Source organism: Micromonospora sp. NPDC049044 (assembly GCF_040649215.1).
Taxonomy (GTDB): domain Bacteria; phylum Actinomycetota; class Actinomycetes; order Mycobacteriales; family Micromonosporaceae; genus Micromonospora.
The window spans coordinates 21,604-27,789 of record NZ_JBEZFA010000063.1 but is presented as its reverse complement, the minus strand read 5'-3'; the positions used below and the strand labels follow the sequence as shown (position 1 = coordinate 27,789).

Annotated in this window: 5 protein-coding genes; 1 reads left to right on the top strand and 4 read right to left on the bottom strand. The window is 71.0% G+C overall.

Annotated features, from left to right (window positions below; translation table 11 throughout):
* Positions 1-226 precede the first annotated feature (226 nt).
* From AB0B85_RS32340 to AB0B85_RS32330, 3 genes are all read right to left on the bottom strand, one after another.
* Positions 227-1,126: a hypothetical protein gene (locus AB0B85_RS32340; protein WP_357413344.1), complete on the bottom strand. Its 900-nt coding sequence runs from the start codon at positions 1,124-1,126 to the stop codon at positions 227-229.
* A 227-nt stretch (positions 1,127-1,353) separates the two neighbouring features.
* A complete protein-coding gene (locus AB0B85_RS32335) occupies positions 1,354-1,998 on the bottom strand; it encodes a hypothetical protein (RefSeq protein ID WP_357413342.1) in 645 nt (214 codons plus the stop codon).
* Positions 1,999-2,161: 163 nt separating this feature from the next.
* Positions 2,162-2,755 (bottom strand): TetR/AcrR family transcriptional regulator, encoded by a 594-nt coding sequence (locus AB0B85_RS32330; protein WP_357413340.1) that lies wholly within the window; start codon positions 2,753-2,755, stop codon positions 2,162-2,164.
* Positions 2,756-2,866: 111 nt separating this feature from the next.
* On the opposite strand from AB0B85_RS32330, the gene AB0B85_RS32325 reads away from it, so the two are divergent.
* A complete protein-coding gene (locus tag AB0B85_RS32325; protein WP_357413338.1) occupies positions 2,867-3,586 on the top strand; it encodes an MBL fold metallo-hydrolase in 720 nt (239 codons plus the stop codon).
* Between the two features lie 60 nt (positions 3,587-3,646).
* Here the strand turns inward: AB0B85_RS32325 and AB0B85_RS32320 are convergent, their stop codons facing one another.
* Complete coding sequence (locus tag AB0B85_RS32320; protein WP_357413336.1) at positions 3,647-6,160, bottom strand: DUF3516 domain-containing protein; 2,514 nt, start codon at positions 6,158-6,160, stop codon at positions 3,647-3,649.
* Positions 6,161-6,186: the final 26 nt, after the last annotated feature.

Genomic DNA, 6,186 nt, shown 5'->3' with positions numbered 1-6,186 from the left:
CCCGTGTCCGCGCTCGCGCCCGTGTCCGCGCTCGCGCCCGTGTCCGCGCTCGCGCCCGTGTCCGCGCTCGCACCCGCGTCCGCGCCGCGCCGCGCCGCGCATGATCGTGCTCGATCCAGGATGTAGTGGCCTCCTCGTGTAGGGAGGCCACTACATCCACCTTCGAGCGCGATCAGCGCGATCAGCGCGATCAGCGCGATCAGCGTGATCAGCGTGATCAGCGTGATCAGCGGGACCGGGCGCGTGCTCGTAGGGCGGCCCGGACCTCGGCGAGGAAGCCGTCGAAGTCGTCCCGGAGGCGCTTGGCAGTCACGTGCAGCACGATCCACTCGTCGCCGAGCAGTCGGTTGAGCCGGCGGCGGTCCCGATGGAACTGCTCGGGATCGTCGTGCCAGAGCCCGTCGTACTCCACCGCCACCTTCAACTCCGGCCAGGCCAGGTCGAGCCGGGCCACGAACCGCCCCTGGTCGGCGACGACCCACTGGGTCTGTGGGCGGGGCAGGCCAGCAAGGACCAGCCCGATCCGGGTGCGTGACTCCTGGGGTGACTCCGCCCCGGCATCGGCCAGGTCAACCGCGCGCAGCAGGCTCCGCCAGCCGCGTCGACCGGCCCGATCCAGTGCGTACGCGCGCAGGGCTGGCACGTCGGTGAGCCGCCTCGCCAGCATGGCGTCGAGGACGACCACCGCCTCGACCACGTCGAGCCACAGGGCGAGATCCCAGCAGGTACGCGCGGGACTGGTCACCCGGACCCCGGCCCGCTCGACCGTGTCGCCGGGCTCGACCTCCCCGCGGTGGATCCGGAGACCCGTGGTCGGCCCGATCCGGGCTGCTCGGGGAACCAACACGTCCACCGGATCGGTCGCCGGGGGTGCCGGGCAGCCGTACACCGCTGCCGCGGAGCGGCCGGCGACTGCCGCTTCTGGTGGGATCAGCAACCGCCCGACGGCGGTGCACCTGACCCGGTGCGTGACCTCAAGTGTGGCGTCGGCGTAGATGTCCCGGAACAGTGGCCGCCAGGCGGAGCTGCGCAGGTCGTTCCGGCTCAGCAGACCCTGCGAGACGGCGGTCGAGCCGCGGAAGACCCGGCCGCGCAACTGCGGCGGGCGTCGAGGAGCTTTCGGCATGCGCTCCAGGCTGACCGATCAGCTCCGCGTCACGCTGTCCCTGTGGATAACCATCGATCCTGCCCCGGTGACCGGGCGCAGCGCTATCCCCATGATCGCGCTCGAACAGGGATGGAGTGGCCTCCGGCGAAACGGAGGCCACTCCATCCTGGATCGAGCGTGATCTTGCAAAATGCGCGGCCGGACAGCTGGGACGGGTGGGAGGGGTGGGACGGGTGAGGGTGAGGTTAGGCGGCGGTGGACCAGATGGCGCGGAAGGCGGCAGCTTCGCCGGCCAGCCACCGTTCGATCTGCTCGGGCTTGGCGTCGGTGGGCATGCGGTGGGCCTGGCCACGGCGGACATCCACCAGCACCGGCTCGGCGTGCGGGAGCACCGCGTCCATGTGTCGGGCCATCAGGTGCAGGGTGGCCAGCACCGATTCCTCGCTCGGTGGGGTCTCGTCGAAGTGCAGACGGATCGCTTCGGCGCGGCCGTCGGCGTGGCGTACCCCGAAATGGGGGTTGATCTTGACGGGCAGGTCGCCCAGCATGGCCAGGGCGTCGCGGGTCTGGGCGAGGTCGATGGCGGCGGGCTCACCGAGGGAGTGCAGCCAGGCCGTGGCGCCGGGAACGAGCGCCTGGTAGAGCGGGCGCCAGCGGGGCTTGACCACGTCGACCACCCCGGTCAGGTGGGTGCCGCCGGTGTGGAAGGCGATGTCGGCCTTGAGCGCCTTGACGAACTGGCCGTGCGGGTTGAAGCCGGAGCGGCTGGCTCGTTGCTTGCGCAGCCCACCCACGAAGGTCGCCTTGGTGGGCCCGGTGCGGTCGACGTAGCGGGTGAAGCCGAGCAGGGTGGCGTAGGGGGTGAGGGGCATGGAGGCGGGCGCGGTCACGGGCGTCCTCCCAGGTCAGGAACTCGATTAGTACATACATTCTAATCGACACCTGTGACATCTCCCAGTGAATCTGGGCGCCGAAACGGCGCCGGCCGGGCCGGCGTGCTGCCCGGTGTTCGGCGCGACGCCGTCCGGGCCTGCGGGCGCCACCGGCCGCCGTTCACCGGCCGCCGGTTCGGCCGAGCCGACCGGGGGTGGCGGCCGTCAGGGCGGCGGTCAGCCGGGCGATGCCGAACTCGAAGGTCTCGTCGAGGTCGCCGCCGAGGTTGAAGGCGCCGGCGAGTTCCATGCTGACGAAGCCGTTGACCCAGGCGGTGATCATGCGGGCGCCGGGCAGGGCGTGCTCGGGACCGGCGAGGTCGGCGGCGACGCGCAGGGCGGGGGCGCTGGCCAGGGTGAGGGTGTCGAGGCTGGGCCGGGCCTCCTCGGGGCCGCTGGCGAAGATCAGGTGGTAGCCGACCGGATGGGCGTGGGCGAACGCGCGGAAGGCGTGGGCCAGCTCGCGCAGGTCGCGGCCCGGGTCGCCGCTGCCGGCCACGGCGTCGAGTTGTTCGCCCATCTCGCGGACCGTGGCTTCGGCGACGAGCCGGATCAGGGCGTCGCGGTTGCGGACCCGCTTGTACAGCGAGGGTGCGCGTACGCCGACCCGCTCGGCGACCGCCTGCATGGTCAGCCCGGGGAGTCCCTGCGACTCCAGGATGTGGCGGGCGGCCGTGACGATGTCGGCGAGCGAGGTGCGGTCGGGGGTCGGCATGCGGTGCTCCTTCGCGGGTGGTGAGGACCGACACCATGATAGCTATGGACCTTAGGCATGATGGCTATGTATCGTAGCTATCAGATCGCCGCGTCATCTTCGGGAGGCACCATGAAGCTCGGGCCACATCTGCACCGCATCGGCAACGACATCGTCGCCGCCTACCTGGTCGAGACCGAGGAGGGCGTGACAGTCGTGGACGCCGGCCTCGCCGGTCACCTGTCCGAGCTGGTCGCCGAGCTGTCCCGGATGGGTCGTTCGCTCGCCGACGTCCGGGGTCTGATTCTCACCCACGGCGACACCGACCACATCGGCTTCGCCGAACGGCTGCGGCGTGAGCACGGCGTGCCGGTCTACGTGCACGAAGCGGACGCCGCCCGCGCCCGCGGCGAGGTCAAGTCGAAGGCGCCCTTCGGCCCGTTCAAGGTGGGCGCCACTGCAGGTTTCCTCTGGTACGCGAGCCGCAAGGGCGGGCTGCGCACCACGTACCTCAGCGAGGTGCGCACCGTGCGCGACGGTGAGGTGCTCGACCTGCCGGGGGAGCCGCGCGTGATCGGCATGCCCGGCCACTCGCCGGGCAGCATCGCCGTGCACGTGCCGATCGCCGACGCCGTGTTCGTCGGCGACGCGCTGACCACCCGACACGTGCTGACCGGCCGGCAGGGTCCGCAGCCCGCGCCGTTCACCGACGACCCGGCGCAGGCGCTCGCCTCGCTCGCCCGCATCGAGGACCTGGGGGCGACGTGGATCCTGCCCGGTCACGGCACGCCGTGGAACGGTGGCGCGGCCGAGGCGGTACGCCGGATCAAGGCAGCCGCCCAGGACCGTTAGTCCATGTGACGGTGTGGGAAGTCAGCGCCACCAGCCGACGGGTCCAGCCGGGGGCAGGCGTCAGAGCTGTCCCACCTCGGTGACCCGGACGACAGCCGCGCCGACCTCGTCCGAGGCGGCCAGGTCGATCTCGGCGCTGATGCCCCAGTCGTGGTCGCCGTCCGGGTCGTCGAAGATCTGCCGCACGGTCCACCGCTCCCGGCCCTGCTCGATCATGAGCAGCGCGGGCCCCCGGGCGTCCGGACCGACCCCGATCGAGTCGTACGCCTCGAAGTACGGCCCCAGGGCGTCGGACCACGCGTCGTAGTCCCAGCCGTCGCCGGCGTCCAGTTCGGCGAGCAGATCCCAGCGGCGCAGCGCGGCCAGCTCGACGCGGCGGAACAGCGCGTTGCGCACCAGCACCCGGAACGCCCGCGCGTTTCGGGTCACCGCCGGTGGCCGGTCGGTGAGGGCGGCGTGCGCCTGGGCCACCTCGGCCACGTCGGACGGGTTGCGCAGCCGCTCCCACTCGTCGATCAGACTGGAGTCGACCTGGCGGACCAGCTCGCCCAGCCACTCGATGAGGTCGATCAGCTCCTCGGTCTTGGCGTCCTCGGGCACTGTCTGGCGCAGCGTCTTGTACGCGTCGGCCAGGTAGCGCAGGACCAGCCCCTCCGAGCGGGTCAGCCCGTAGAACTGCACGTACTCGGTGAAGGTCATCGCCCGCTCGAACATGTCCCGGACGACGGCCTTGGGGGAGAGCTGGTGGTCGGCGACCCAGGGGTGGCCCTGCCGGTACATCTCGTACGCGGCCTCCAGCAGCTCGGCGAGGGGCTTCGGGTGGGTCACCTCATCGAGCAGTTCGAGGCGGGCCTCGTACTCGATGCCCTCGGCCTTCATCGCCGCGACGGCCTCGCCGCGCGCCTTGAACTGTTGCGCGGAGAGGATCTGCCGGGGGTCGTCGAGGATCGACTCGATCACGCTCAGCACGTCGAGCGCGTACGACGGGGACTCGGCGTCGAGCAGCTCGATGGTGGCCAGCGCGAGCGGGGAGAGCGGCTGGTTGAGCGCGAAGTCGAGTTGGAGGTCGACGGTGAGCCGGATCCGCCGGCCTGTCTCGTCCGGCTCGGGCAACTCCTCGACCACCCCGCCGGCCCGCAGCGCCCGGTAGATGGCGATGGCCCGGCGGATGTGCCGGCGCTGGGCGGCGGGCTCCTCGTGGTTGTCGGTGAGCAGGTGCCGCATCGCCGTGAACGCGTCCCCGGGCCGGCCGATGACGTTGAGCAGCATCGAGTGGCTTACCTGGAAGCTGGAGGTCAGCGGCTCCGGCTCGGCGTCGACGAGGCGGTCGAAGGTGGGCTGGCCCCAACCGATCGAGCCCTCCGGCGGCTTCTTGCGGACCACCTTGCGTCGCTTCTTCGGGTCGTCGCCGGCCTTCGCGAGCGCCTTCTCGTTGTCGATGACGTGCTCGGGAGCCTGCACCACGACCCGGCCGATCGTGTCGTAACCGGCCCGGCCGGCCCGCCCGGCGATCTGGTGGAACTCCCGGTTCTTGAGCAGCCGGGTCCGGACCCCGTCGTACTTGGACAGGCCGGTGAACAGCACAGTGCGGATCGGCACGTTGATGCCGACGCCGAGGGTGTCGGTGCCGCAGATGACCTTGAGCAGGCCGGCCTGGGCGAGGGTCTCCACGAGCCGGCGGTACTTGGGCAGCATGCCGGCGTGGTGCACGCCGATGCCGTGCCGGACCAGCCGGGACAGCGTCTTGCCGAAGCCGGAGGTGAACCGGAAGGCACCGATCGCCTCGGCGATCATGTCCTTCTCGGCCCGGGAGCAGACGTTGACGCTCATCAGCGCCTGGGCGCGTTCCAGCGCGGCGGCCTGGGTGAAGTGCACCACGTACACCGGGGCCTGCTTGGTCTCCAGCAGCTCCTCAAGTGTCTCGTGCAGCGGCGTCATCGCGTACGAGAAGATCAGCGGGACCGGCCGCTCGGCCGAGCGGACGACGGCGGTCGGCCGCCCGGTACGCCGGGTCAGGTCGTCGACGAACCGGGTGGTGTCCCCCAGGGTGGCCGACATCAGGACGAACTGTGCCTGCGGCAGCTCGATGATCGGCACCTGCCACGCCCAACCCCGGTCGGGCTCGGCGTAGAAGTGGAACTCGTCCATGATCACCTGGCCGACATCGGCCTTCGCGCCCTCGCGCAGCGCCAGGTTGGCAAGGATCTCCGCGGTGCAGCAGATGATCGGGGCGTCGGCGTTGACGCTGGCGTCACCGGTGAGCATGCCGACGTTCTCGGCGCCGAAGACCTCGCACAGCGCGAAGAACTTCTCCGACACCAGCGCCTTGATCGGCGCGGTGTAGAAGGTCGTCCGGCTGTCGGCGAGGGCGGCGAAGTGCGCGGCGATCGCCACCAGGCTCTTACCCGAGCCGGTGGGCGTGTTCATGATCAAATTGGCGCCGGAGACGATCTCGATGACCGCCTCCTCCTGATGGGGATAGAGGTCGAGGCCGCGATCCTTCGCCCAGCCGGCGAACGCGTCGAAGAGGGTGTCGGGGTCGGCGCTGGTCGGCAGCGCGGCGGTGAGCGTCATATCCCGTCCATGGTGCCTGGATCATG

Excerpts from the sequence above, each read along its gene's own strand:
- AB0B85_RS32340 (WP_357413344.1), bottom strand. The coding sequence starts at position 1,126 with ATGCCGAAAGCTCCTCGACGCCCGCCGCAGTTGCGCGGCCGGGTCTTC.
- AB0B85_RS32330 (WP_357413340.1), bottom strand. The coding sequence starts at position 2,755 with ATGCCGACCCCCGACCGCACCTCGCTCGCCGACATCGTCACGGCCGCC.
- AB0B85_RS32325 (WP_357413338.1), top strand. The coding sequence starts at position 2,867 with ATGAAGCTCGGGCCACATCTGCACCGCATCGGCAACGACATCGTCGCC.
- AB0B85_RS32320 (WP_357413336.1), bottom strand. The coding sequence starts at position 6,160 with ATGACGCTCACCGCCGCGCTGCCGACCAGCGCCGACCCCGACACCCTC.